At 73.5% G+C, this 23,616-nt stretch carries 24 protein-coding genes; 19 read left to right on the top strand and 5 right to left on the bottom strand.

Translation table 11 applies throughout. The annotated features are described in order from the left end of the window. The first annotated feature begins 55 nt into the window (after positions 1 to 55). The 6 genes from hisD (at position 56) to ACI79E_RS09750 (ending at position 4,706) form a co-directional block, all read left to right on the top strand. Positions 56 to 1,357, top strand: a complete 1,302-nt coding sequence (hisD, locus tag ACI79E_RS09775; RefSeq protein ID WP_456932335.1) for a histidinol dehydrogenase — start codon at positions 56 to 58, stop codon at positions 1,355 to 1,357. Continuing rightward, a complete protein-coding gene (locus ACI79E_RS09770; protein WP_456932334.1) occupies positions 1,357 to 2,469 on the top strand; it encodes a histidinol-phosphate transaminase in 1,113 nt (370 codons plus the stop codon). Before hisD ends, ACI79E_RS09770 begins: the two co-directional genes overlap by 1 nt. Positions 2,470 to 2,474: 5 nt before the next feature. Then, positions 2,475 to 3,071 (top strand): imidazoleglycerol-phosphate dehydratase HisB, encoded by a 597-nt coding sequence (gene hisB / locus ACI79E_RS09765; protein ID WP_456932333.1) that lies wholly within the window; start codon positions 2,475 to 2,477, stop codon positions 3,069 to 3,071. Further along, complete coding sequence (locus tag ACI79E_RS09760) at positions 3,072 to 3,248, top strand: hypothetical protein (protein ID WP_456932332.1); 177 nt, start codon at positions 3,072 to 3,074, stop codon at positions 3,246 to 3,248. It abuts the gene before it with no gap. A 55-nt stretch (positions 3,249 to 3,303) separates the two neighbouring features. Beyond that, entirely contained in the window at positions 3,304 to 3,939 is a 636-nt protein-coding gene (gene hisH, locus ACI79E_RS09755; RefSeq protein WP_456932331.1) for an imidazole glycerol phosphate synthase subunit HisH, read from the top strand. 122 nt (positions 3,940 to 4,061) lie between these two features. After that, positions 4,062 to 4,706, top strand: a complete 645-nt coding sequence (locus tag ACI79E_RS09750; RefSeq protein ID WP_456932330.1) for a dihydrofolate reductase family protein — start codon at positions 4,062 to 4,064, stop codon at positions 4,704 to 4,706. Positions 4,707 to 4,724: 18 nt separating this feature from the next. Here the strand turns inward: ACI79E_RS09750 and ACI79E_RS09745 are convergent, their stop codons facing one another. Together ACI79E_RS09745 and ACI79E_RS09740 are read right to left on the bottom strand one after the other, a co-directional pair. After that, positions 4,725 to 5,489 carry an SDR family NAD(P)-dependent oxidoreductase gene (locus tag ACI79E_RS09745; RefSeq protein WP_456932329.1) on the bottom strand — a complete coding sequence of 255 codons (765 nt, stop codon included), beginning with the start codon at positions 5,487 to 5,489 and terminating at the stop codon, positions 4,725 to 4,727. 26 nt (positions 5,490 to 5,515) lie between these two features. Next, positions 5,516 to 6,115 (bottom strand): nitroreductase family protein, encoded by a 600-nt coding sequence (locus tag ACI79E_RS09740; protein ID WP_456932328.1) that lies wholly within the window; start codon positions 6,113 to 6,115, stop codon positions 5,516 to 5,518. A gap of 260 nt (positions 6,116 to 6,375) precedes the next feature. On the opposite strand from ACI79E_RS09740, the gene ACI79E_RS09735 reads away from it, so the two are divergent. The 4 genes from ACI79E_RS09735 (at position 6,376) to ACI79E_RS09720 (ending at position 11,537) form a co-directional block, all read left to right on the top strand. Continuing rightward, positions 6,376 to 7,986, top strand: coding sequence for an ABC transporter substrate-binding protein (locus tag ACI79E_RS09735; protein ID WP_456932327.1), 1,611 nt, complete (start codon positions 6,376 to 6,378; stop codon positions 7,984 to 7,986). 120 nt (positions 7,987 to 8,106) lie between these two features. Continuing rightward, the gene (locus ACI79E_RS09730; RefSeq protein ID WP_456932326.1) at positions 8,107 to 9,237 is read left to right on the top strand and encodes an alpha-hydroxy acid oxidase; all 1,131 of its coding nucleotides are present in this window, start codon (positions 8,107 to 8,109) and stop codon (positions 9,235 to 9,237) included. A 188-nt stretch (positions 9,238 to 9,425) separates the two neighbouring features. Further along, on the top strand, positions 9,426 to 10,520 hold the full coding sequence (locus tag ACI79E_RS09725; RefSeq protein WP_456932439.1) for a zinc-dependent alcohol dehydrogenase: 1,095 nt from the start codon (positions 9,426 to 9,428) through the stop codon (positions 10,518 to 10,520). Positions 10,521 to 10,532: 12 nt separating this feature from the next. After that, positions 10,533 to 11,537: an amidohydrolase family protein gene (locus ACI79E_RS09720; protein ID WP_456932325.1), complete on the top strand. Its 1,005-nt coding sequence runs from the start codon at positions 10,533 to 10,535 to the stop codon at positions 11,535 to 11,537. A 42-nt stretch (positions 11,538 to 11,579) separates the two neighbouring features. On the opposite strand, the gene ACI79E_RS09715 is transcribed toward ACI79E_RS09720, so the two are convergent. Then, a complete protein-coding gene (locus ACI79E_RS09715; RefSeq protein ID WP_456932324.1) occupies positions 11,580 to 12,425 on the bottom strand; it encodes an IclR family transcriptional regulator in 846 nt (281 codons plus the stop codon). A 466-nt stretch (positions 12,426 to 12,891) separates the two neighbouring features. On the opposite strand from ACI79E_RS09715, the gene ACI79E_RS09710 reads away from it, so the two are divergent. The 9 genes from ACI79E_RS09710 to ACI79E_RS09670 all read left to right on the top strand — a co-directional run bounded on the left by ACI79E_RS09710 (position 12,892) and on the right by ACI79E_RS09670 (position 21,515). Further along, positions 12,892 to 14,394: an ABC transporter substrate-binding protein gene (locus ACI79E_RS09710; RefSeq protein ID WP_456932323.1), complete on the top strand. Its 1,503-nt coding sequence runs from the start codon at positions 12,892 to 12,894 to the stop codon at positions 14,392 to 14,394. Further along, complete coding sequence (locus ACI79E_RS09705) at positions 14,391 to 15,425, top strand: ABC transporter permease (RefSeq protein WP_456932322.1); 1,035 nt, start codon at positions 14,391 to 14,393, stop codon at positions 15,423 to 15,425. Before ACI79E_RS09710 ends, ACI79E_RS09705 begins: the two co-directional genes overlap by 4 nt. Continuing rightward, complete coding sequence (locus ACI79E_RS09700) at positions 15,412 to 16,305, top strand: ABC transporter permease (RefSeq protein ID WP_456932321.1); 894 nt, start codon at positions 15,412 to 15,414, stop codon at positions 16,303 to 16,305. The genes ACI79E_RS09705 and ACI79E_RS09700 overlap by 14 nt, the downstream gene beginning before the upstream one ends. Next, on the top strand, positions 16,302 to 17,414 hold the full coding sequence (locus tag ACI79E_RS09695) for an ABC transporter ATP-binding protein (RefSeq protein ID WP_456932320.1): 1,113 nt from the start codon (positions 16,302 to 16,304) through the stop codon (positions 17,412 to 17,414). Before ACI79E_RS09700 ends, ACI79E_RS09695 begins: the two co-directional genes overlap by 4 nt. Beyond that, on the top strand, positions 17,411 to 18,538 hold the full coding sequence (locus tag ACI79E_RS09690; protein WP_456932319.1) for an ABC transporter ATP-binding protein: 1,128 nt from the start codon (positions 17,411 to 17,413) through the stop codon (positions 18,536 to 18,538). The genes ACI79E_RS09695 and ACI79E_RS09690 overlap by 4 nt, the downstream gene beginning before the upstream one ends. Before the next feature lie 17 nt (positions 18,539 to 18,555). Beyond that, positions 18,556 to 19,110, top strand: a complete 555-nt coding sequence (locus ACI79E_RS09685; protein ID WP_456932318.1) for a UGSC family (seleno)protein — start codon at positions 18,556 to 18,558, stop codon at positions 19,108 to 19,110. Next, positions 19,107 to 20,177 carry a hypothetical protein gene (locus ACI79E_RS09680; RefSeq protein WP_456932317.1) on the top strand — a complete coding sequence of 357 codons (1,071 nt, stop codon included), beginning with the start codon at positions 19,107 to 19,109 and terminating at the stop codon, positions 20,175 to 20,177. The genes ACI79E_RS09685 and ACI79E_RS09680 overlap by 4 nt, the downstream gene beginning before the upstream one ends. Further along, entirely contained in the window at positions 20,174 to 20,404 is a 231-nt protein-coding gene (locus ACI79E_RS09675; protein WP_456925602.1) for a hypothetical protein, read from the top strand. The genes ACI79E_RS09680 and ACI79E_RS09675 overlap by 4 nt, the downstream gene beginning before the upstream one ends. Before the next feature lie 178 nt (positions 20,405 to 20,582). Then, on the top strand, positions 20,583 to 21,515 hold the full coding sequence (locus ACI79E_RS09670) for an SDR family NAD(P)-dependent oxidoreductase (RefSeq protein WP_456932316.1): 933 nt from the start codon (positions 20,583 to 20,585) through the stop codon (positions 21,513 to 21,515). Positions 21,516 to 21,582: 67 nt separating this feature from the next. Here ACI79E_RS09670 and ACI79E_RS09665 read toward each other — a convergent pair whose 3' ends face one another. Next, positions 21,583 to 22,440 (bottom strand): DUF559 domain-containing protein, encoded by an 858-nt coding sequence (locus ACI79E_RS09665; protein ID WP_456932315.1) that lies wholly within the window; start codon positions 22,438 to 22,440, stop codon positions 21,583 to 21,585. A gap of 163 nt (positions 22,441 to 22,603) precedes the next feature. Further along, entirely contained in the window at positions 22,604 to 23,515 is a 912-nt protein-coding gene (locus ACI79E_RS09660) for an SDR family oxidoreductase (RefSeq protein ID WP_456932314.1), read from the bottom strand. Positions 23,516 to 23,616 lie beyond the last annotated feature (101 nt).

Genomic DNA, 23,616 nt, shown 5'->3' with positions numbered 1-23,616 from the left:
CGTCTACCCTGGGGTGTTCCCGTTCCCCGCCTCGGAACCGCCCGGAGGTCCGCCCGTGCTCGCCCGCATCGACCTGCGTGGATCCGCGCTGCCGGGGGTGCGCGAGCTCTCCGGCCTGCTGCCCCGTGCCGCCACCGACATCGACTCGGTGCTCGCGACGGTGCGCCCGCTGTGCGAGGACGTCCGCATCCGCGGCGCCCAGGCGGTCCGGGAGATCACCGCCCGCATCGACGGCGTCGACCTCAAGGACTTCGCGGTGCCGCAGGCCGCGATCGACCGCGCCCTGGCCGAGATCGACCCGACGGTCCGGGCGGCGCTGGAGGAGGCGATCACCCGCGTCCGGCGGGTGCACGCCGACCAGGCCCGCACCGACGTCACCACCCAGGTGGTCCGCGGGGGCACCGTCACCGAGCGCTGGCTGCCGGTGCGCCGGGTCGGGCTCTACGTGCCCGGCGGGCTGGCCCCGCTGCTGTCCAGCGTCGTCATGAACGTCGTCCCGGCGCAGATCGCCGGGGTGGAGTCGATCGCGGTGGCCTCCCCGCCGCAGCGGGACCACGGCGGCCTGCCCGACCCCGGCGTCCTCGCCGCGTGCGCGCTGCTGGGGGTCACCGAGGTCTACGCCGTCGGCGGGGCCCAGGCCATCGCCGTGTTCGGCTACGGCGCCGGCAGCTGCGAGCCGGTCGACATGGTCACCGGCCCCGGCAACGTCTACGTGACGGCGGCCAAGCGGCTGCTGCGCGGGCTCATCGGCATCGACTCCGAGGCCGGGCCCACCGAGGTGGCCATCCTCGCCGACCACACCGCCGACCCCGTGCACGTCGCCGCCGACCTGATCAGCCAGGCCGAGCACGACCCGCTGGCCGGCGCGGTGCTGGTGACGACGAGCGAGGAGCTGGCCGACGCCGTCCTCGGGCTCGTCCCGGCGCAGGTGGCCGCCACCAAGCACTCCGACCGGATCACCACGGCGCTGGAGGGCAGCCAGTCGGGCATCGTCCTCGTCGACGACGTCGACGCCGGGCTGCGGGTGGTCGACGCCTACGCCGCCGAGCACCTGGAGATCCAGACCGAGGACCCGCGCGGGGTCGCGATGCGGGTCCGCAACGCCGGCGCGATCTTCGTGGGCGCCTGGTCGCCGGTGTCGCTGGGCGACTACTGCGCCGGCTCCAACCACGTGCTGCCCACCGGTGGCTGCGCCCGGCACTCCAGCGGCCTGTCGGTGCAGTCGTTCCTGCGCGGCATCCACGTCGTCGAGTACGACCAGCAGGCGCTGGCCGAGGTCGCCGGGCACATCGACGCCCTCGCCGGCGCCGAGGACCTCCCCGCCCACGCCGCCGCCGTCCGGGCCCGGCAGCGCTGATGGCGACCCTCGAGGAGCTCCCGCTGCGGCCGGAGCTGCGCGGCCGCACGCCCTACGGCGCCCCGCAGCTGCCGGCGAAGCACCGGCTCAACACCAACGAGAACCCGCACCCGCTGCCGCCGGAGCTGCTCGCCGACCTCGGCGAGGCGCTCGGGCACGCGGCGCTGGAGCTCAACCGCTACCCCGACCGCGACGCCCTCGACCTGCGCCGCGACCTGGCCGCCTACCTGACCCGCACCGGCGGCCAGGAGCTCGACGCCGCGCAGGTGTGGGCGGCCAACGGGAGCAACGAGGTGCTGCAGCAGATCCTGCAGACCTTCGGTGGCGCGGGCCGCCGCGCGTTGGGCTTCACCCCGTCGTACTCGATGCACCCGATCATCGCCGCGGGCACCGGCACCACCTGGGTCGACGGCCACCGGAGGGCCGACTTCACCATCGACCCGCAGGCCGCCGCGGCGCAGGTGCGCGAGGTCGCCCCGGACGTCGTCTTCGTGACCAGCCCGAACAACCCGACCGGCACCGCCGTCGAGCTGGCCACGATCGAGGCGCTGTACGAGGCGACCCCCGGGGTGCTCGTCGTCGACGAGGCCTACGCGGAGTTCGCCCGCACCGGCACGCCCTCGGCCCTGACCCTGCTGCCGGGCCGCCCGCGGCTGGTCGTCAGCCGGACCATGAGCAAGGCGTTCGGGATGGCCGGCCTGCGGCTGGGCTACCTCGCCGCGGACCCCGCCGTCGTCGACGCGCTGCAGCTGGTCCGCCTGCCCTACCACCTGAGCTCGCTCACCCAGGCCGCGGCCCGGACGGCGCTGGCGCACACCGACGCGCTGCTGGCCACCGTCGACGCGGTCAAGGCCGAGCGCGACCGGATCGTCGCCGCGCTGCCCGGCCTCGGGCTGACCAGCGTGCCCAGCGACGCCAACTTCGTGCTGTTCGGCCGGTTCGCCGACGCGCGCGCGGCCTGGCAGGCGCTGCTGGACCGCGACGTCCTGGTCCGGGACGTCGGCATCCCCGGCTGGCTGCGGGTCACCGCCGGCACCGCCGAGGAGACCGACGCCTTCCTCACCGCGTTGGGTGAGGTCGCGCCGGACCACCGCACCACTGAGGGAGGATGAGCCCCATGGGGCGCACTGCACGGGTCGAGCGGGAGACCAGCGAGACCAAGCTCGTCGTCGAGCTCGACCTCGACGGCACCGGGACGAGCTCGATCAGCACCGGGGTCGGCTTCTACGACCACATGCTCACCGCGCTGTCCAAGCACAGCGGCATCGACCTCACCGTGCGGGCCGACGGCGACCTGCACATCGACGCCCACCACACGGTGGAGGACGTCGCGATCGCGCTCGGCCAGGCGTTCGCGCAGGCGCTGGGGGACAAGAAGGGCATCACCCGCTACGGCGACGCCACCATCCCCATGGACGAGGTGCTGGCGCAGGCGGCGGTCGACCTGTCCGGCCGGCCGTACTTCGTGCACAGCGAGCCCGAGAACATGACGCCGATGATCGGGCCGGACTACCCGACGTCGCTGACCAAGCACGTGCTGGAGTCCTTCGCGTTCAACGCCCGGATCAGCCTGCACGTGCGGGTGCTCTACGCCGGCCGCGACGCCCACCACATCGTCGAGGGGCAGTTCAAGGCCCTGGCCCGGGCGCTGCGGGTCGCCGTGGCGCTGGACCCGCGGGTCACCGACGTGCCCTCCACCAAGGGCGCCCTGTAGGTGACGTTCGCCGTCCTGCTGCTCGTCGTCGGCGGCTTCCTGCTCGGCGGGGCCTGGAGCATCTGGAGGGCCGACTCCGACACCGAGGGGCGCACCGGTCCGCAGGTGTTCTTCGCCCTGGTCCTGCTCGTGGCGGCGCTGCTGGCGACCGCCTCGGGCATCCTGCGGATGGTGTGACCGACCTCCCGGAACACCCCCGGGCCCGGCCCGGCTGATCGATACCGTGGGAGCCATGAAGAAGGTCGTCGTCCTCGACTACGGGTCGGGCAACCTGCGCTCGGCCGAGCGGGCACTGACCCGGGTCGGCGCCGACGTCACCGTGACCGGCGACCCCCAGGCCGCCCTCGAGGCCGACGGCCTCGTCGTGCCCGGCGTGGGTGCCTTCGCCGCCTGCATGGCCGGGTTGCGCGCCGTCGACGGCCCGCGGGTCATCGGCCGGCGGCTGGCCGGCGGCCGCCCCGTGCTCGGCGTCTGCGTCGGCATGCAGATCCTGTTCGAGCGCGGCGTGGAGCACGGGCAGGACGCCGCCGGCTGCGGCGAGTGGCCCGGCGTGGTCGAGCCGCTGCAGGCACCGGTGCTGCCGCACATGGGCTGGAACACCGTCCAGGTGCCCGAGCGCAGCGTCCTGTTCTCCGGGCTCGAGGACCAGCGCTTCTACTTCGTGCACTCCTACGGGGTGCGCAACTTCCCGCTCGGTGCCGAGGGGACGCCGTCCCCGCTGGCCGCGCCCCTGGTGACCTGGGCCGAGCACGGCGACCGGTTCGTCGCCGGGGTCGAGAACGGGGCCCTGTCGGCCACCCAGTTCCACCCGGAGAAGAGCGGCGACGCCGGCGCCCAGCTGCTGACCAACTGGCTGCAGACGGTCTGACGCCGCGGCCCGCCCGCACCCGGGGGCGGGCGCCGTCCGCGGACCCGCCGTCGCAGCGATGAGCCTGCCGGGGCCCACGGGTCCACCTCCCGACGGAGCCGACCGACCACCGGGAGCAGGGCATGGGCCTCATCCACATCGAGCTGTTCGCGACCCTCGACCTCGTCGGGCAGGCGCCCGGCGGCCCCGACGAGGACCCGGAGGGGTTCCCGTTCGGCGGCTGGCAGGCCCCGCTGATGGACGAGGTCGAGGGGGCGCAGGTCGGTACCGCCTACGACGGCACCGACGCCCTCCTGCTCGGCCGGCGGACGTACGACATCTTCGCCGCCTACTGGCCCCACCAGGAGGGCGGCCCGGACGACGGGATCGCCACGCTGTTCAACCGCGTCCCCAAGTACGTCGCCTCCCGCGGCACGCCCGACCTCTCGTGGGCCGGGTCCCGCCGGCTCGGCCCGGACCTGCCGGGCGCGGTCCGTGAGATCCGGGACCGGCACGAGCACGTGAAGGTCGTGGGCAGCCTGGACCTGGTGCAGACCCTGCTGCGCGAGCGGCTCTTCGACCGGCTCGACCTCTGGGTGCACCCGGTCGTGCTGGGCGTGGGCAAGAAGGTGTTCGGCGACGGCGCGGTGCCCACGAACGTCACCCTCCTCGAACCGCCCGTGGCCGGCCCGAAGGGCAGTGTGTACCTGCGTTACGCGCTCGCCCAGGGGACGCCCGCGACGGGCGACATGAGCGCACCCGACCGCGGTGTCGGGCGCGCCGACTGAGGCCGCCCCCGCCGACTCCTAGCTGCGCAGGTAGGAGGCGCCGTTGACGTCGATGATCGTGCCGGTGGAGAACCGGGCCCCCGGCGAGGCCAGCCAGAGCACCGCCGAGGCGACCTCCTCGGGCCGGGCCACCCGCCCGTAGGGCGACTGCGCGCGCACCGCGTCGCCGCCGGGCCCGTCGAGGACCTCCCGGGCCATCTCGGTCTGCACGAAACCGGGAGCCACCGTGCCCACCGAGATGCCGTGCGGCGCCAGGGCGAGCGCCATCGACTGCCCGAAGGCGTTGAGGCCGGCCTTGGACGCGCCGTAGGCCGGGGTGTCCGGCTCGCCGCGGAAGGCGCCTCGGCTGGAGACGTTGACGATCGCGCCCCCGCCCCCGGCGATCAGGTGCGGGACCGCCCGGAAGGTGGCGTTGGCGGCGCCGACGAGGTTGACCGCGAGCGTCCGCGACCAGGCCTCCTGCCACTGCTCGTAGGAGGTGGCCAGCGGCGGGTGCGCGGTGAACACCCCCGCGTTGTTGACCAGCACCTGCAGCCCGCCCAGGCCCCCGGCGGCGTCGTCCACCATGCGGCCGACCGCCGCGGCGTCGCCGAGGTCGGCCTGCACCAGCACGTGCCCGTCCCCGGGCAGCTCGGCGAGCACCCGCTCGGCCCGCTCCCGCGAGGAGCCCCAGTGCACCGCGACCCGGTCCCCACGCTCGGCGAAGGCCCGGGCGATGGCACGGCCGATGCCGCGGGACCCGCCGGTGACCAGGACGGCGCGGGGCTCGTTGTCGTTCGTCACGCCCGGCAGTCAACCAGGAGGGCTGCTCACCACCGGCCGCGGTGCACGACCTCGTCGACGCCGCGCCGGCCGCGCCGCAGGGAGGGGGAGCGGCGGTCCTCGGCGCCGGGGTAGCCCACGGACACGCAACCGACCGGCCGGTGGCTCTCCGGGACGCCGAACGCGGCGCGGAACGCCCCGACCCGCTCGGCGGGGACCCCGAAGAAGCAGGCGCCCAGCCCCTCGTCGACCGCGGTCAGCAGCATGAGCAGGGCCGCCATCCCGGTGTCGACGTCCCAGTAGGGGACCGGCCAGCGGGCCTCGTCGCGGTCGGTCCAGCCCTTGTCCGGCTCGGCGTAGCGGTCCAGGTAGGCGGCCTTCGACGACAGCGGCACCACCAGCAGCGGCGCCCGGCTCATCCGCACCAGCCACGGGTCGGGCGCGCCGGGGCCGGTGGTCGCCGCCCAGAACCGGGCCCGCTCCTCGGCGGACTCCAGCACGAGGAACGCCCACCCCTGGCTGAACCCCGCCGACGGCGCCCGGATGGCGTGCTCCAGCAGCCGCTCCCGCACCTTCGGCGGGACCGGCCGGTCGGGGTCGTAGTCCCGCACCATCCGGCGCCGGCGGACGACGTCAGCGAACTCCACGGCGCCCACCCTGCCAGCCGGGCCGTCGTGACCGATTCGTTGCGCAGGAAGTCGCAGGTCGGCACGGGTGTACCGAAGTTGTCTTCCGCCACGCGCAAGCGCCGGTCCGCGCGCTCGGCGCCGCCCAGGATCTTGTGCGTCGCAGTGACGTGCGTCACTGAACCGGTCGGTGACCAGTGGTCCCGCCGGAGGGCTCCACCCGCACCTCCCAGCTCAGCCCGCAGTTGTCTCGAGGCCGACCCAGCAAGGGGAGCACCCACATGAAGAAACGGACGATCCCGTCCATCCTCCTCGCCACCGCACTCGCGCTGTCCGCGTGCGGCGGCGGCGACACCGGCGACACCGACACCGGCACCCAGGCCGCCGCCGGCGAACCGCAGCAGGGTGGCGAGCTGACCGTCCTGGAGGACGCCGCGTTCGCGGGCAGCTGGCCCACCGGGCTGGACCCGGCCTCCAACACCACCGGTGGCGCCAACATCGCCATGATGCAGGCCATCTACGGCGGCCTGTTCCTGCTGCGCGCCGACGACGACGGCTCCAACGCCCGCATCGAGGGCCACCAGGCCGAGAGCGCCGAGCTGTCCGACGACGGCCTCACCCTGACCGTGAAGCTCCGCGACGGGATCGACTTCAGCGACGGCACGCCGCTGGACGCCGAGGCGGTCAAGTTCAACTGGGAGCGCGCGCTCGCCGCGCCCTGCAGCTGCAAGCCGACCTGGCAGCTGGCCGCCGACCCGATCAAGGTGATCGACCCCCTGACGGTGTCGATCACCTTCACCGCCCCCAACGGCGCGGTGATGTCCGGCTTCCCCGCCAGCAACGTCAACTGGATCGCCTCCCCGACGGCGCTGCAGCAGATGGGCGAGGACGCCTTCAAGATCAAGCCCGTCGGCGCCGGGCCCTTCACCGTGGTCGACAACCAGCTGAGCACCACCCTCGAGCTCGAGCGGAACCCGAACTACTTCAAGGAGGGCCTGCCCTACCTGGACAAGCTCACCTTCCAGTCGATCGGTGGCGACCAGCCCGCCTACCAGGCGCTGCAGGCCGGCCAGGCCCAGGCCTACGAGGGCATGAACACCACCCCGCTGGTGGAGCAGGCGCAGAGCAACGGGCAGATGCAGGTGACCATCCAGGCGGCCACCTCGCCCTACGTCATCCAGCTCAACACCAAGACCGGACCCTTCACCGACCCGCGGGCGCGGGAGGCGATCTACCGGGCAACCGACTTCGACGCCATCAACGAGGGCATCTTCGGCGGCAACTACGAGGTCAGCCAGGGCTTCACCGCCCCCGGCGGCAAGTTCTACGAGCGTGAGGTCGCGGGCTACCCCGAGTACGACCTGGACCGCGCCAAGGAGCTGGTGCAGGAGCTCGGCGGCCTGACGGTCAACCTGGGGACGATCAGCAACTACGTCGCCACGCAGATCAACACCGCGCTGCAGACGCAGTGGCAGGAGGCCGGCATCGACGTCACCATCGAGGACTTCCAGCTCTCGGGCCTGGTGGAGTCGTTCAACTCCGGCGAGTGGCAGGCGATGCTGCAGACCGCCGGTGCCTGGGACCCCGCCGCCGGTGTCGGCGTCGGCTTCCGGTTCACCTCGACGTCGCCGTTCAGCGGCATCGCCGACCCGGAGCTGGACCAGCTGCTGGCCGACGCGGCCGGCACCCTGGACGAGGACGGTCGGGCCGACCTCTACCGGCAGGCCGCCGAGCGGATCGCGGAGAACTTCTACGCTCCCTTCGGTCTGGCCTTCGCGCCGGCCAACCTCGCCGTGGAGGGTGTGCACGGCCCGGGTCTGACCACGAAGATCCCGCCGCTGCTGGTCAACTCCGGCGTGATCTGGGACGAGGTCTGGCGCGACCAGGGCTGACCGGCCCCTCCCCGCGGGCCCCGGGCGACCGGTGCCCGCGGGACCGCTCATCCCCGGCGGGGACGGCTCCGGCCGTCCCCGCCGGGCCGTTCCCGGGCTCCGTGCCCGCAAGGAGGCACCGTGCGCCTGCGCTCGGCCGTGAACCTCGCCGACGTCCGCGAGCTGGCCCGCAGGCGGCTGCCGCGCCCGGTCTTCGACATGGTCGACGGCGGTGCCGACGACGAGCTGACCCTGGCCCGCAACGAGGCCGCCTTCCGCGAGATCCGGCTGCGCCCCCGGGTGCTGGCCGACGTGTCCTCCGTCGACGCGGCGGTGCAGCTGTTCGGCCGGCGGGTCTCGCTGCCCGTGCTGCTGGCGCCGACCGGCGGTGGCCGGGTCGCCCACCGCCGGGCCGAGCTGGCCGTCGCCGCGGCCGCGGCCGCCCAGGACACCGTCTACGTGCAGAGCACGGTGACCGGCTACCCGCTGGAGGAGGTGTCGCGGGCCGGCGGCGGCGGGCTCTGGTACCAGCTGTACCTGCCACCCGCGCGCGAGGAGGTGCCGGCGCTCCTCGACCGGGTGGCCGCCGCCGGCTACCGGGTGCTGGTGCTGACCGTGGACACCCCCGTCTTCGGCGGCCGCGAGCGCGACCGCCGCAACGGCTTCGCCCTGCCGGTGCGGCCCACGCCCGGCATGCTCCTGCACGGCGCCTCCCGCCCGGCGTGGGCGGTGGAGTTCCTCCGCGGCAACCTGCCCACGCGCCGCGACGGCCGGCTGTCGGCCTGGGCGACGCAGCGGCAGGTCCTGGCCGCACCGCGCCCGGTCACCTGGGACGACCTCGCGTTCGTCCGCGACCTGTGGGCCGGGCCGCTGGTGGTCAAGGGCGTGCTGCGGCGGGAGGAGGTCCCGCGGCTGCTGGACGCCGGCGCCGACGGGGTGGTCGTCTCCAACCACGGCGGACGGCAGCTGGACGGCGTCCAGGCCACCGTGGAGGCGTTGCCCGCGGTGGTCGACGCCGTCGCCGGACGGGTCCCGGTCCTCCTCGACGGCGGCGTGCGGCGCGGCACCGACGTCCTCAAGGCCCTCGCCCTCGGCGCCACCGCGGTGCTGGTCGGCCGGCCCTACCTCTACGGGCTGGCCGCGGGCGGGCAGGCCGGCGTCGAGCGGGTGCTGGAGCTGCTGCGGGCCGAGCTGTTGCGTGCCATGGCGCTGACCGGCTGCCGCACGGTGGCCGACGTCGACCCGGGGCTGCTCCTCCTGCCGCGGGCCTGAGGGCCGGTCCACCGCACGGCGGAAGTGTCGTGGTGACGGCGCTCGCGGCCGACCTAGCGTGACCCGCGGCACACGAGTGGTGCGGGATCCCCGCGCGGTCCCGCCCCGGGTCCGGCCCGCCGGCGGCGCACGCCGACGGGCGCCCGGTTCCCCGGCTCGGTACGAGGAAAGAGGACGAATTGGCCGACATGGTGCGCGCCGCGGTCCAGGTGGGCCCGCGCAAGATCGAGATCCAGGAGTTCCCCCGCCCGCAGGTGGGACCGGACGACGGCCTGCTGCGCCTGGAGGCCAACGGCCTGTGCGGCAGCGACGTCGAGTTCTACAAGGGCCACGCGCGCCCGGACAGCCCGGCGTTCATCCCCGGCCACGAGCCCATGGGCATCGTCGAGGAGGTCGGCGAGAACGCCGCCAAGCGCTGGGGCGTCCAGCCCGGGGACCGGGTCGCCCTCGAGGTCGTCATCCCGTGCCGCAACTGCTTCGACTGCCTGGTCGGCAACTACCAGGCCTGCCGCAACCGCGTCGGCGGGCACGGGGTCACCCCGGTCGACGTGGCGCCGTCGCTGTGGGGCGGGTTCGCCCAGTACATGTACCTGGCGCCCGGGTCCGTCGTCCACAAGATCGACAACACCCTGCCGGTCGAGGTCGCGGCCATGTACAACTCCATGGGCGCCGGCGTCCGGTGGGCGCTGCACTACGGCCAGGTGCAGCTCGGCGACACCGTGCTCGTGCTCGGCTCGGGCCTGCGCGGCATCGCCGCGGTCATCGCGGCCAAGGCCGCCGGGGCCGGGACGGTCGTCGTCACCGGCCTGGAGGCCGACGCGCACAAGCTCGCCCTCGCCCGGGAGTTCGGGGCCGACCACGCCCTGGTCGTCGACGGCGACGCCGCCGAGGACGTCGTCGAGCGGGTGGGCGACCTGACCGGCGGCCGCGGCGTCGACGTCACCCTCGAGCTGACCCCCATGGCCGCGGGCCCCGTCACCGACGCGCTGCTGGCCACCAAGCACGGCGGCCGGGTCGTGCTCGCCGGCATCAAGGGCAACCGGGAGATCCCGCTGCGCACCGACCTGATCATCAACCGGGCGCTGACCGTGCAGGGCGCCTTCGGCGTCGACGCCAAGGCCATGGCCGAGGCGATCGCGCTCATCGAGTCCCGCCGCTTCCCGCTGGAGCGGCTGCACACCCACACCTTCGGCCTGGACGACACCGCGCACGCCATCGAGGTCCTCGCCGGCGAGGTGCCCGGTGAGTCCGCCGTCCACGTCTCCGTCCACCCGAACCTCTGACCGGAGGACCGCATGCTCATCGACACCCACGCCCACCTGCTGCCGTACGACTACCCGGCCGACGCCCCCGAGTGCTTCCCCCGCATGGAGGCCGTGGACGGCGAGACCGCGCGCACCCTGCTGTTCGGGCAGATGCAGTTCAAGGCCAAGGACGTCTTCTTCGACGCCGAGCGCCGCATCGAGGCCATGGACGCCAACGGCGTCGACGTCGAGGTGCTCAGCCCGATGCCGCCGCTGCTGCGCTACGACCTTCCCCTGGCCGACGGGCTGTCGCTGGCCCGCCACGTCAACGAGTTCAGCGCCACCCTCGTGCAGGCCGACCCCACCCGGCTGCTCGCCCTGGGCATGGTCCCGATGCAGGACCCCGACGCCGCCACCGCCGAGCTCGCCGCGATCAAGGAGCAGGGCCTCAAGGGCGTCGAGATCGCCTCGAACATCCTGGGCTCCTCGATCGGCCACGAGAAGTTCCTGCCGTTCTTCGCCGAGGTCGAGCGCCTGGGCCTGTCGGTCTTCGTGCACGCGATGCCCTCGCCGACCGAGCGGCTGCCGATGTCGGCCATGGGCACCTACGTGGTCGGCGTCGAGGGCGCCTTCGCAGCCGCCTCGATGGTCACCGGCGGCACCGCGGCCAAGTGCCCCGACCTGCGGATCTCCTTCAGCCACGCCGCCGGCGGCTACCCGCTGATGATCCCGCGCCACCAGTACTTCTGGGGTGGCTCCTGGAACGAGGAGCCGAAGAACCCCGAGCGCGCCGTCATGCCCGACGACGGCCCGTCCCCGCTGGAGTACGCCCGGCGCTTCTACTACGACTCGCTGGTCTTCGACCGGCGCGCGCTGACCTACCTCATCGACCTGCTCGGGTCCGACCGGCTGCTGGTCGGCTCGGACTTCCCGGCCATGCCGCGCGAGGAGCCGGCCGGCCGCACCTTGAAGTCGATGGGGCTGTCCGACGACGTCCTCGACGACATCCTCTGGAACAACGCCTGGCGCTGGCTGGGCACGGCGCCCACCCGCTGACCCCCGGGTGGCCCCGGGCTGCGGCCCGGGGCCACCGCGGCGTCACGGCCGGCGGCGGACCGACGGTTGCGCCGACGGCGCGCCGAGGGCACGGGAGATGCCGCGTGCGGTCGCGTTGAGCACCGGCACGAGCGCCTGCGGCTGCGTCGTGCCGGCCGACACCGTCACACCCAGGGCGGCGACCACCTCGTCGCCGGCACCCCGCACGGGGACGGCGACGGCGAGCGCGGGCGCGTCGGCGGTCAGCTGGTTCTCCGCGACCGCCACACCCGTGCGCCGCACCTCGGCCAGCGTGCGGCGCAGCACCGCCGGGTCGGTGATCGTGTTCGGCGTGAACCCCTCCAGCGGGCCGCTGAGCACCTCCTCCTGGACCTCCGGGTCGGCGAAGGCCAGCAGCACCTGTCCGGTCCCCGTCGTGTGCAGGGGCCACCGCCCGCCGATCCGGCTCATCAGCCGCACCGCGCCCCGGGCACGCAGCGCCTCGACGTAGACCACGTCGGACCCGTCGCGCACGCCCAGGACCACGTTGGCCCGCGTGGCCTGGTGCAGGTCGTCCACGTACGGGACGGCGACCTCGCGGAGCTGGAGACCGTGCGGCGCCAGCGCGCCCAGCTCCAGCAGCCGCAGCCCGATCCCGTAGCGGCCGTCGGCACCGCGTTCCAGGGCGCCCCACGCCTTGAGCTCGCCGACCAGGCGGTGCGTCGTGGTCAGGGACAGACCCGAGCGGCGGCTGATCTCGCTGAGGGTGAGGGAGGCGTGTGCCGGGCCGAACGCGTCCAGCACCGCCAGCACGCGGCCGGCCGCCGTCGCCGTCCCGCCGGCGTGCCCGGCCAGCCGCGGCCCAGCCGAGCGGTCACTTCCCGGAGCCGGGCGGAGCTGTCTGGTCATGGCACCAGCTTCGCTCCCCGGCGGCGTCCGTGACGAGCGGACCGGCCCGTGCCCGCGGTGTGGTGCCGCTCACCCGCCGTCGCCACGGAGGGGTGCCGGCAGCCCCGTCCGTGCCACCGGCACCCCGCGTGCCGGGGCCCCGGCAGCGGACCGGGCGGTCCGCCCGCGACCCCGAAGTTGTCTTCCGCGGGGCGAAAGCGGCGGGGCCCCCGGGCAGGTCGCTCGCGGAATCTGGTCGAGCCCCGCGTGACCGCCATCACTGCGTGTGCCCACGTCCCTGACGGCCCGAGCGAGTCCTCGACGTCAGCCCACACCGTCCCGCCCGATCCACCCAGGCCCCAAGGGGAGCACCTACATGAAGCAACGGACGATCCTGTCCCTTCTCACCGCCGCGGCGCTGGCACTGTCAGCCTGTGGCGGTGGCGGCGACAGTGGAGGGTCCGCCTCCGGCGGCACCGGGGGACCGGTGGGCGAGCCGCAGCAGGGCGGCGAGCTGACCGTCCTGGAGGACGCCTCGTTCGCGGGCAGCTGGCCGGCCGGCCTGGACCCCGCGACGAACACCACCGGTGGTTCCAACATCGCCATGAACCAGGCGATCTTCGGTGGCCTGTTCCTGCTGCGCGCCGACGACGACGGCTCCAACGCCCGCGTCGAGGGCCACCAGGCCGAGAGCTACGAGATGTCCGAGGACGGGACGAGCTTCACCATCAAGCTCCGCGAGGGCATCGAGTTCACCGACGGCACGCCGCTGGACGCCGAGGCGGTCCGCGCCAACTGGGAGCGGGCGCTGGCCAACCCCTGCACCTGCAAGCCGACCTGGCCGCTGGCCGAGAACGGCATCCAGGTCATCGACCCGCTGACCATCTCCCTCAGCTTCACCCGGCCCTACCCGGCCATCCTGGCCTCGTTCCCGGTGAGCAACGTCAACTGGATCGCCTCCCCGACGGCGCTGCAGGAGATGGGCGAGGACGCCTTCAAGATCAAGCCGGTCGGCGCCGGGCCGTTCACGGTCGTGGAGAACCAGCTGAGCTCGGTCCTGGAGCTGGAGAAGAACCCGAACTACTTCAAGGAGGGCCTGCCCTACCTGGACAAGCTCACCTTCCAGTCGATCGGTGGCGACCAGCCCGCCTACCAGGCGCTGCAGGCCGGCCAGGCGCAGGCCTACGAGGGGCTCAACACCACCCCGCTGCTCGAGCAGGCGCAGGCCAACGGGCAGATGCAGGTGACCATCCAGCCGGCCACCTCGCCCTACGTCATCCAGCTCAACACCAAGATCGCGCCGTTCAACGACCCGCGGGCCCGTGAGGCGATCTACCGCGCCACCGACTTCGACGCCATCAACGAGGGCATCTTCGGCGGCAACTACGAGGTCAGCCAGGGCTTCACCGCCCCCGGCGGCAAGTTCTACGAGGAGCAGGTCGAGGGCTACCCCGAGTACGACCTGGACCGCGCCAAGGAGCTCGTCGAGGAGCTCGGCGGCCTGACCGTCAACATCGGCACGATCAGCAACTACGTCGCCACGCAGATCAACACCGCCCTGCAGACGCAGTGGCAGGAGGCCGGCATCGACGTGACCATCGAGGACTCGCAGCTGTCCGGCGTCATCCAGAAGTTCACCGGTGGCCAGTGGCAGGCGATGCTGCAGACCGCCGGTGCCTGGGACCCCGCCGCCGGTGTCGGCGTCGGCTTCCGGTTCAACTCCGGCGTCCCCTACAGCGGCGTCGCCGACCCGGAGCTGGACCAGCTGCTGGCCGACGCGTCCGCGACCGTCGACGAGACGCAGCGGGCCGACCTGTACCGGCAGGCCGCCGAGCGGATCGCGCAGAACTTCTACGCGCCGTTCGGTCTGGCCTTCGCGCCGGCCAACCTCGCCGCCACCGGCGTGCACGGCCCGGGCCTGACCACCAAGATCCCGCCGCTGCTGGTCAACACCGGCGTGATCTGGGACGAGGTCTGGCGGGAGCAGTGACAGCGACGGCCACCCCGCGGGTCCCGGTCAGCCGGGACCCGCGGGTCTCCCCCCTCTCCCGGCTGACCGGCTCGCCGGTGCTCCGGCTGGTCGTCAAGCGCCTGCTGATGGCCATCCCGATCATGCTGGGCGTCACGGTGCTGACGTTCTGGGTGCTCAGCCTGATCCCGGGCAACGCCGCCCAGCAGTTGCTTGGCCCGGAGGCCACCCCCGAGGACATCGCGCTGCTGGAGCAGCAGCTGGGTCTGGACCGGCCCGGGGTGGTCCGCTACTTCGACTGGCTGCAGGGCGCGGTCACCGGTGACCTGGGCAACTCCCTGGTCAGCCGCCAGCCGGTGAGCGAGGTACTCTCCGCCCGCCTGCCGGTCACCGGCGAGCTCGTGTTCCTGGCGTTCGTGGTCTCGCTCCTGCTGGCCGTGCCGGTGGCCCTCCTCGCCGCCCACAAGCCGGGTGGGGTCATGGACCGGGTCAGCATGATGATCAGCACCCTGGGGCTGTCGGTCGCCAACTACGTCCTGGCCCTGCTCCTGGTGCTGGTGTTCGCCGTCTCCCTGGGCTGGCTGCCGGCGATCGGCTACACCCCGCTGGAGGACGGCCTCTGGGCCAACCTGCGCGGGATGATCCTGCCGTCGGCGGCGATCGGCTTCCCCCTGTTCTGCTACTACACCCGGTTCCTGCGTGGGGACCTGGTCGACCAGATGCAGCAGGAGGAGTACGTCACCACGGCCCGGGCCAAGGGCGTGGGCTCCTGGGCGGTGCTGATCAAGCACGCGTTCCGGAACTCGTCCTTCGGCCTGATCACGATCGTCGGCCTGAACCTGGGTGCACTCATCGGCGGCACCGTGATCATCGAGCAGATCTTCGCCCTGCCCGGCATCGGCCAGATGCTGCTGCAGGCCATCAACACCCGAGACTTCGTCGTCGTGCAGGCCGCGGTCGTGATCTTCGCGCTGGTCGCGGTGGTCGCCAACCTGGTCGTGGACCTGCTCTACGCCGTCCTGGACCCGAGGATCCGTTATGGCAGTCGTTGAGCCTGCCCCGTCGTTCTCCCTCAGCCCGGAGGTCGACGAGGCCGAGGCCCGGGCGGGTGCACGCAGCCGACGCTGGCGCAGCCAGCTCGGCACGTGGATCCCCGCCGGACTCATCGCGTTCGTGCTGATCGCCTGCTTCCTGGGCCCGACCCTGCTGTCGCTGCCGAGCCCGGTGGGCGGCAACGTCCTGGAGAGCAACCAGCCGGCGTTCTCGCCGGGGCACGTCCTGGGCACCGACCCGAACGGCAACGACATCCTGTCGCGGCTGCTCAACGGCGGGCAGTCCTCGCTGTGGATCGCGGTCGCGGTCAACCTGCTCGGCCTGGTGGTCGGCGGGACGCTCGGCGCGCTGTCGGGCTACGTCGGCGGCTGGGTCGACACGATCATCATGCGCGTCCTGGACGTGCTGATCGCGTTCCCGTCGCTGGTGCTCACCCTGGCGGTGGCGCAGGCGCTCGGCCCGAGCATGACGAACACGATCTTCGCCCTGGCGTTCTTCAGCGTCCCGGCGTTCGCCCGGCTGGCCCGCTCGGCGGTGCTGCGGCTGCGGGAGATGCCGTTCATGGCGGCCGCGCAGCTGGCCGGGACGTCGCCGTGGCGGATGCTGTTCAAGCACCTGGCGCCCAACATCGCCCCGCAGCTGATCACCTTCGGCATGCTGGGCATGGGCATCGTGATCATCATCGAGGGCGCGCTGAGCTTCCTCGGCCTCGGCATCCCCGACCCGGCTCCCAGCTGGGGGAACATGGTCGCCACGGGCCAGCTGAGCCTCTCGGCGACGCCGATGCTGGTCGTCTGGCCCAGCGTGGCCCTGCTGGTCACCGTCCTCGCCTTCAACCTGCTCGGCGAGAACCTGCGCGCACGTTGGAGTGGTCGATGAGCAGCAAGCGCACGGCGGCCCTCCCCGTGGCGGACACCATCGTGTCCGAGGGCGTCATCGCCCCCGATCCGGCCGGCCGGCACCGCCCGGCCGCGGCGTCCGCCCCCGGTGAGCCGCTCCTGGTCGTCGAGGACCTGCGGGTCCAGTTCACCCGCGGTGGCCGGAAGATCAACGCCGTCAACGGGCTGTCCTACGAGCTGACTCCCGGCTCCATGCTGGCCATCATCGGCGAGTCCGGATCGGGCAAGAGCGTCAGCTCCCGGGCGCTCATGGGCCTGCTGCCGCCGACGGCCAAGATCTCCGGCTCGGTGCGGTTCGACGGCCGCGACCTGCTCGGCCTGTCCGAGCGGGAGATGCAGGCGCTGCGCGGTGGCGACATCGCGATGGTCTTCCAGGACCCGGCCCGCTCGCTGAACCCGACGATGAAGATCGGGGCGCAGATCACCGAGGCGGTCCGGCTGCACAGCGACCTCGACAAGAAGGGCGCCCACGCCCGCGCGGTCGAGCTGCTGAAGCTGGTGCGGCTGCCCGCGGCCGAGCGGCGCTTCCACGAGTACCCGCACCAGCTCTCCGGCGGCATGCGCCAGCGCGTCATGATCGCGATCGCGCTGGCCGGCGAGCCGCGGTTGCTCATCGCCGACGAGGCCACCACCGCCCTCGACGTCACGACGCAGGCCCAGATCATGGAGCTGTTGGTCGAGCTGCAGGAGCGGCTCGGCATGGCGGTCATCATGATCAGCCACGACCTCGGGCTGGCGGCCAGCTACGCCCAGGACGTCGTCGTCATGTACGCCGGCCGGGCCGTGGAGTACGCCCCGACGAAGGTGCTGTTCGCCAACGTCCGGATGCCCTACACCCACGCCCTGCTGGGGGCCATCCCGGCCCTGGACCGCGAGCCGCACTCGCTGTTCGAGGTCACCCCCGGCCAGCCGCCGGACCTCTCGGCGCTGCCCAAGGGCTGCCCCTTCCGGCCGCGGTGCTCCAACGCCACCGACAAGTGCCTGGAGATGCCGCCCTTCATCGAGCACGACCCCGAGCACTGGTTCGCCTGCTGGCACCCGGTCGGCTCGGGCACCGGCACGCACCCCGCGAACGGAGAACAGCGATGACCGCGGTCGAGGAGCGCACGGCGGGGGACCGGTCGGGCGCGCGCACCCCGCTGCTGCGGGCCCGCAACCTGGTGCAGGAGTTCCCCGTGCAGGCGGCGGGGGGCGTCAAGGGCGGCGTGGTGCACGCGGTGTCGGACGTGTCGTTCGACATCTACCGCGGCGAGACCCTCGGCGTGGTGGGGGAGACCGGCTCCGGCAAGTCCACCCTGGCCCGCTCGGTGATCCAGCTGCCCCGCCCCAAGTCCGGGGTCGTGGAGTTCCAGGGCACCGACCTGATGAAGGCCGGCCGGAAGGAGCTCAAGGAGTCCCGCCGGCAGATGCAGATGGTCTACCAGGACCCCTTCGGCTCGCTGAACCCGCGCTGGCGGGTGAGCGAGCTGGTCGAGGAGCCGCTGGTCGGGCACGGCCAGGGCAACGCCTCCACCCGCAAGCGGCGGGTCGAGGAGCTGCTCGACCTCGTCGGGCTGGACCCCTCGCAGTACGCCAAGCGACGCCCGTTCGAGCTCTCCGGCGGCCAGTGCCAGCGCGTCGCGATCGCCCGGGCCGTGGCCCTGGAGCCCGCGCTCATCGTGGCCGACGAGGCGGTCTCGTCCCTGGACGTGCTCATCCAGGCCCAGGTGCTCAACCTCTTCGAGAAGCTGCGCCGCGAGCTGAACCTCTCCTACCTGTTCATCGCCCACGACCTGGCGATGGTCAAGCAGGTCAGCGACCGGGTGGCGGTCATGTACCTGGGGCAGCTGGCCGAGATCGGCCCCGCGGAGGGCATGTACCGCCAGCCGCTGCACCCCTACACCTCGGCGCTGCTGGACTCCATCCCGCGGGTGGACCCGGTGACCGGGGCCGCGCACCGGCCGGTCGCGCTGCCGGGCGAGCCGCCGTCGCCGATCGACCCGCCCAGCGGCTGCCGGTTCCGCACCCGCTGCCCCCGGGCGCAGCTCAAGTGCGCCGAGGAGGCACCGCAGCTGGTCGAGCGGCTGCCCGGCCACCAGGTCGCCTGCCACTTCCCGCTGGACATCGCCCCGGCCGACCTGCCGCCGAAGCCGGCCGGTGCCACGCTGGCGCCGCCGCCGGTGCCGGCCCAGCCGACCGCGCCGTCCCGGCCTGCTCCGCAGCAGGCCCTGTGACCCGCCAGGAGGGGTCCGTGTTCGACAGCATCGTCGACCCGACCGTGGGGGCACCCGGCGACGACCGGGGTCGCACGGCGCTGGCCACCCGGCCGACGCAGCTGTCCGGCCTCCGGCTCGGGCTGCTGGTCAACACCAAGCGCAACGCCGCGGACTTCCTGGAGGAGCTGTCGGCGCTGCTGGAGTCCGAGCACGGCGTGCGCACCGTCCTCACCCGGACCAAGCCGAGCATCGTGCACCCCGCGCCGCCGGAGATGCTCGAGGAGTTCCGCGGCGAGACCGACGTCGTCGTCGTGGGCGTCGGGGACTGCGGGTCCTGTTCGGCCTCCGCCGTCGCCGACGGGCTGCAGCTGGAGGCGGCCGGCATCCCCGCCGCGGTCATCTGCAGCGACGCCTTCCGCGTCAGCGCCGACGCGATGGCCAACCTGCAGGGGACGCCGGGCTACGAGTACGTCACCACGGCCCACCCGGTGGCGAGCCTGTCCCGCGAGGGGGTGCGGGAGCGCGCCGTCCAGGCGCTGCCGGAGATCGTCGGCATGCTGACCCGCCCCGCCGCGGCGGTGGCCTCGTGACGGCGGTGCAGGACCCGGTCCGGACGGCGCAGGAGGCCATCCGGTACTGCTACGAGCAGGGCTGGACCGACGGCCTGCCGGTCGTCCCGGCCACGGCCGAGGACGTCCAGGCCTTCCTCGCCACCACCGACCGCGACCCCGGCGAGATCATCGGCGCCCAGGAGCACCTGGGACGCCGGGTCACCCTCCGGCAGGCCGCGGTCAACGCGATCATGGCCGGCTGCGAGCCCGCGTACTTCCCGGTGGTGCTGGCCGCGTGGGACGCCCTCAACGGCGAGCCGTCCACCAACGGCGGTGCCTGGCAGTCCACCAGCGGCCCCGCGCCGCTGCTCGTGGTCAACGGCCCGGTGCGCCAGCGGCTGGGCATCAACTGCGCCGGCGGCGTGTTCGGTCCCGGCTTCCGGGCCAACGCCACCATCGCGCGGGCGATCGGGCTGATCGTGCGCAACGGCTACGGCATCAAGCCCCAGGAGCTGGAGCAGGCCACCCAGGGCGTGCCCGGCCGGTGGCAGCTGCTCATCGGTGAGAACGAGGAGCTCTCGCCGTGGGAGCCGTTCAGTGTCGTCGGCGGGCTCGAGCCCGGGGTCGACGCGGTGTCGGCGATGCTCATCCGGTGCTGCGAGTACGTCGACAACCGGCACACCGAGAGCGCCGAGGCGGTCCTGCAGGACTTCGCCGACTCGCTGGCCCGCATGGGCGCCTACCTGGGCCTCCGGCACTCCACCGGTGGCCTGGTGCTCGGCCCCGAGCACGCCCACGTCCTGGCCGACGCCGGGTACAGCCGGGCCGACGTCCAGCAGTGGCTCTTCGAGCACGCCACCCGCAGCTACGGCGAGCTCGCCGCGGCCGGCAAGGCCGGCGGCCCCGGCGGCCCGGCCGAGACCGACGAGGCGTTCCCGATGATGCCCTCACCCGCGGAGATCCCCGTCATCGTCGCCGGGGCGGCCAACGCCGCGATCTCCATGGTCTTCCGTCCGTTCGGCTGGGCCACCTGGTCCGGTCGCTCGGTGCCCGTCCGCTGGTCGGCCCAGTCCCGGCCGACCACCCTCCAGGAGGTGTCCTCGTGACCATCGACCAGGCGCAGCTGGACCAGCTGAAGCAGACCCTGCAGGCCGACGACTACCGGCTCGACGTCGACGTGCAGGGCGACTCGGCGAACGTGGCCATCGTCGCCGGGCCCGACGCGTGCGAGGAGTGCCTCGTGCCCAAGCCCCTCATGCAGTCGATGCTCGCCCCGGTGCTGGGCGTGCAGCCGGAGAGCATCCGGCTGACCTACCCCGCCGACAAGGGCTGAGCGACCAGCTCGACCCGGTAGCACCGGCAGGGCCCGCCCCGCCGGAGGACCACCCCCGCGGACCCGTGGGAGCGGCGCAGCCCGCCCACGGGTCCGCGGCGTGCCCGCGGGACAGCGCGGGCCACCCACCCACCTGCTGCGGCCGCGGTCGCGGCCCAGGACGGAACGGAGCACGGACGTGGAGATCTCCCTGGAGGGGAAGGTCGCGCTGGTCACCGGCGTCGGCCCCAACATCGGCAGCGGCATCGCCCTGGCGCTGTCGCGGTACGGCGCCAAGGTCGCCTGCAACGACGTGAACGACGACGTCATCAAGACCGCGATCGCGCGGATCGAGCGCAACGGCGGTGAGGCGATGGCCGCGCCGGGCGACGTCACTGACGAAACCGCGGTGCAGGGTTACGTCGACGCCGTCCTCGAGCGGTGGGGCCGCATCGACATCCTCGTGAACAACGCCGCCATGCTCGGCGGCAAGGGCGTGCTCGACGAGGACGCGGGGACCTTCGAGCGGTCGATCAAGGTGTCCGGCCTCGGCTACTTCCTCAACACCAAGATCGTCGGCCGCGCGATGGCCGAGCGCGGCATCCGCGGCTCGATCGTCTGCATCTCCTCGTCCAACGGCTGGAACGGCTCGGCCGGTGTCATCGCCTACGCGTTCAACAAGGGCGGGGTGAACAACTTCGTCCGCGCCGCGGCCATGGACCTCGCGCCCTACGGCATCCGGGTGAACAGCTACACGCCGACCGCGCCCACCATCGACAACCCGGAGCTGCTCGCCGAGCTGGCCGCCCAGGGCCGGCCGGCGGACATGCTCAACGCCGGTCGCAAGGGCGGCGGGCTGGGGGGCAACACCGGCGACGAGCCGTGGCGCCGGCCCGCCCGCTGGACGGGGGAGCGGCCCCCGCTGGTGCCCATGGGGAGCACCGGGACGCCGACCGACATCGGGCACGCCGTCGCGTGGCTGTGCTCGGACTACGCGCGGCTGATCACCGGCACCGACCTCGTCGTCGACGGCGGCGCCCGGGCGAAGAACTTCGCGTACTTCCCGGCCGACCCCGAGGACCTCGCCGGCCCGGTCCCGCTGATCCCGCTGGACGAGACCCCCGCCCCCTGACCCCGACGGCCGAAGTGGCCACATCGGCCGCCCTCCGGCGTGCCTTTGTGGCCACTTCGGCCGCCAGTCAGGCCGCGAGGGCCGCGAGCACCCGCACGACGACGCTGTCGAGGTCGCGGAGGTCGGCCGCGCTGAGCCGGATGACCCCCCAGCCGGCCGCCTCCAGGCGATGGATGCGGGCGTCGTCCCGCACGATCTGCCCGTCGGCGAAGTGGTGAGCGCCTTCGTACTCGACGGCCAGGCGCGCCTCCGGGAAGGCGAGGTCGACCCGCGCCAGGAACGCACCCGACGAGCGGACCTCGTACTGGGGGATCGGGGTGAGTCCCGCCAGGACGAGCGCGACCCGGACCCGCGACTCCGGCGCCGACTCGGCGCGCGGATCGACGAGGGGCACCGCCGCGCGCATCCGGGTCACTCCCCACCGACCGGCACCGGACGAGGCGAGCCGGACCAGCGCGGGAAGGGTCACGGCCGCCGCGCGGACCATCGAGTCCAACGCGGCCACCGCGGTGCCCAGGGGTTCGAGCGCTGCCAGGTCCCAGGCCGTTCGCAGCGCCGACGTGATCGGAACCCCGTCACGTACCTCGACGTCGCCGGGTCGGAGGTCGGTGCGGTGGACCCGCACGCCGCGCGGTCCCTTCCAGAGCACGGTTGCCGGGCGCAGCACCGTGACGGGGTCGTGCGGGCCGGCGAGGGGGGCGCCGTGCCAGGCCGCCGCGGAGTGGCCGCCGATCGCGGTGCCTGACGGCATGAGCAGGGCGACGGCCTGACACCGCAGACGGTGATCGACGGTCAGCGCCGGGTCGGCATAGACGCCGTGGACGAGACGCCGGTAGCTGCGCTCACGCAGCTGCCGGCGGGTGAGGAAGCCCTCCGCGATGGCGTGGCTGCCGATGAAGACGCCGGTGAGGTGAGAACGGGACATCGCGGCAGGGTCGCCCAGGGCGCCCCGCCCGCGCTGTCGTCGTCCACAGGTGCCGGCTCGCACCCGGCCTTCGTGGCCACGAAGGCCGGGCGCCGGGCGGCCAAAGTGGCCACAAAGGCCGTTCAGACGCGGCCGAAGTGGCCACAAAGGCCGGGGTGCGAGCTCAGCGCAGGTCGGTCAGGCGCGGCGAGGGCAGCCGCTTCTCCGCGGCGTAGATCGTGTGCCCGGTGAGGAACGGGATCGCCGCGGCCCGCTCCTCGTTGATCGGCTCGTCCGGGAAGGCCGCGAGCGTGGTGTCGAAGCGGTCCTGCACCCCGGCCTTGAACTCGGGGTGGGTGAGGATGAACAGGTCGTTGCGGCGGACGCCGTGGAGCACCCGCTCACCGGCCTCGACGTAGCTCATGTACGGCTGGGTCTTGGCCCGCTCGAGGAACTCCGCCGGCGGCGGGGTGTAGCCGCTCTCGCCGTACTGGGCGGGTCGGTTGGCGACCGCGCCGGCGATGTTGCTGTGCACCGGGCCGGGGCAGTAGGCCGAGACGCCGATGCCGTCGGGGGCCAGCTCGATGGCCAGCGCCTCCGACAGCGCGACGACGGCGGCCTTCGTCATGGAGTACAGCCCGGCGACGATCGGCATCAGCGCGGCCATCGAGGCGGTGTTGACGATGTGCCCGCCCTGGCCGTGCGCCCGGATCCGCGGCACGAACGCGGCGATGCCGTTGCCGACGCCCTTGATGTTGACGTCGATCAGCCAGTCCCAGTCGGTCGGGGTGGCCGCCATGACCGGGCCGGTCAGCCCGATGCCGGCGTTGTTCACCAGCACGTCGACCCGCCCGTGGCGGCGCTCGGTCTCCTCGGCGGCGCGCTCGACGGCCTCCCGGTCGGTGACGTCGAGGAGGACCGAGTCGACCTCCAGGCCGGCGTCGGCGAACTCCGCCCTCGTCTCGTCGATGTGCTCCTGGCGCCGGCCGCTGATCACGACGGTCATGCCGGCGCGGGCGAACGCCAGGCCGATCCCGCGGCCGATGCCGCTGGACCCGCCGGTGATGAACGCGACCTTGCCGTGGACGTCCTGCATGGGGCTCCTCCTGGTCTCGAAGATGGGTCGGGGGGGGGGGGGGGGGGGGGGGGGGGGGGGGGGGGGGGGGGGGGGGGGGGGGGGGGGGGGGGGGGGGGGGG

The sequence above is a fragment of the Geodermatophilus sp. SYSU D00079 genome (assembly GCF_054050635.1).
Note: the sequence above shows the minus strand (reverse complement) of the source record. Positions and strands in the feature narration are given on the sequence as shown.

What these genes read in the sequence shown, in the direction of transcription:
- ACI79E_RS09735 (WP_456932327.1), top strand. Translation starts at nt 6,376, where the DNA reads ATGAAGAAACGGACGATCCCGTCCATCCTCCTCGCCACCGCACTCGCG.
- ACI79E_RS09665 (WP_456932315.1), bottom strand. Translation starts at nt 22,440, where the DNA reads ATGTCCCGTTCTCACCTCACCGGCGTCTTCATCGGCAGCCACGCCATC.
- hisH (WP_456932331.1), top strand. Translation starts at nt 3,304, where the DNA reads ATGAAGAAGGTCGTCGTCCTCGACTACGGGTCGGGCAACCTGCGCTCG.
- ACI79E_RS09770 (WP_456932334.1), top strand. Translation starts at nt 1,357, where the DNA reads ATGGCGACCCTCGAGGAGCTCCCGCTGCGGCCGGAGCTGCGCGGCCGC.
- ACI79E_RS09700 (WP_456932321.1), top strand. Translation starts at nt 15,412, where the DNA reads ATGGCAGTCGTTGAGCCTGCCCCGTCGTTCTCCCTCAGCCCGGAGGTC.
- ACI79E_RS09695 (WP_456932320.1), top strand. Translation starts at nt 16,302, where the DNA reads ATGAGCAGCAAGCGCACGGCGGCCCTCCCCGTGGCGGACACCATCGTG.
- ACI79E_RS09715 (WP_456932324.1), bottom strand. Translation starts at nt 12,425, where the DNA reads ATGACCAGACAGCTCCGCCCGGCTCCGGGAAGTGACCGCTCGGCTGGG.
- ACI79E_RS09720 (WP_456932325.1), top strand. Translation starts at nt 10,533, where the DNA reads ATGCTCATCGACACCCACGCCCACCTGCTGCCGTACGACTACCCGGCC.
- ACI79E_RS09725 (WP_456932439.1), top strand. Translation starts at nt 9,426, where the DNA reads ATGGTGCGCGCCGCGGTCCAGGTGGGCCCGCGCAAGATCGAGATCCAG.
- ACI79E_RS09750 (WP_456932330.1), top strand. Translation starts at nt 4,062, where the DNA reads ATGGGCCTCATCCACATCGAGCTGTTCGCGACCCTCGACCTCGTCGGG.
- ACI79E_RS09690 (WP_456932319.1), top strand. Translation starts at nt 17,411, where the DNA reads ATGACCGCGGTCGAGGAGCGCACGGCGGGGGACCGGTCGGGCGCGCGC.
- hisB (WP_456932333.1), top strand. Translation starts at nt 2,475, where the DNA reads ATGGGGCGCACTGCACGGGTCGAGCGGGAGACCAGCGAGACCAAGCTC.
- ACI79E_RS09660 (WP_456932314.1), bottom strand. Translation starts at nt 23,515, where the DNA reads ATGCAGGACGTCCACGGCAAGGTCGCGTTCATCACCGGCGGGTCCAGC.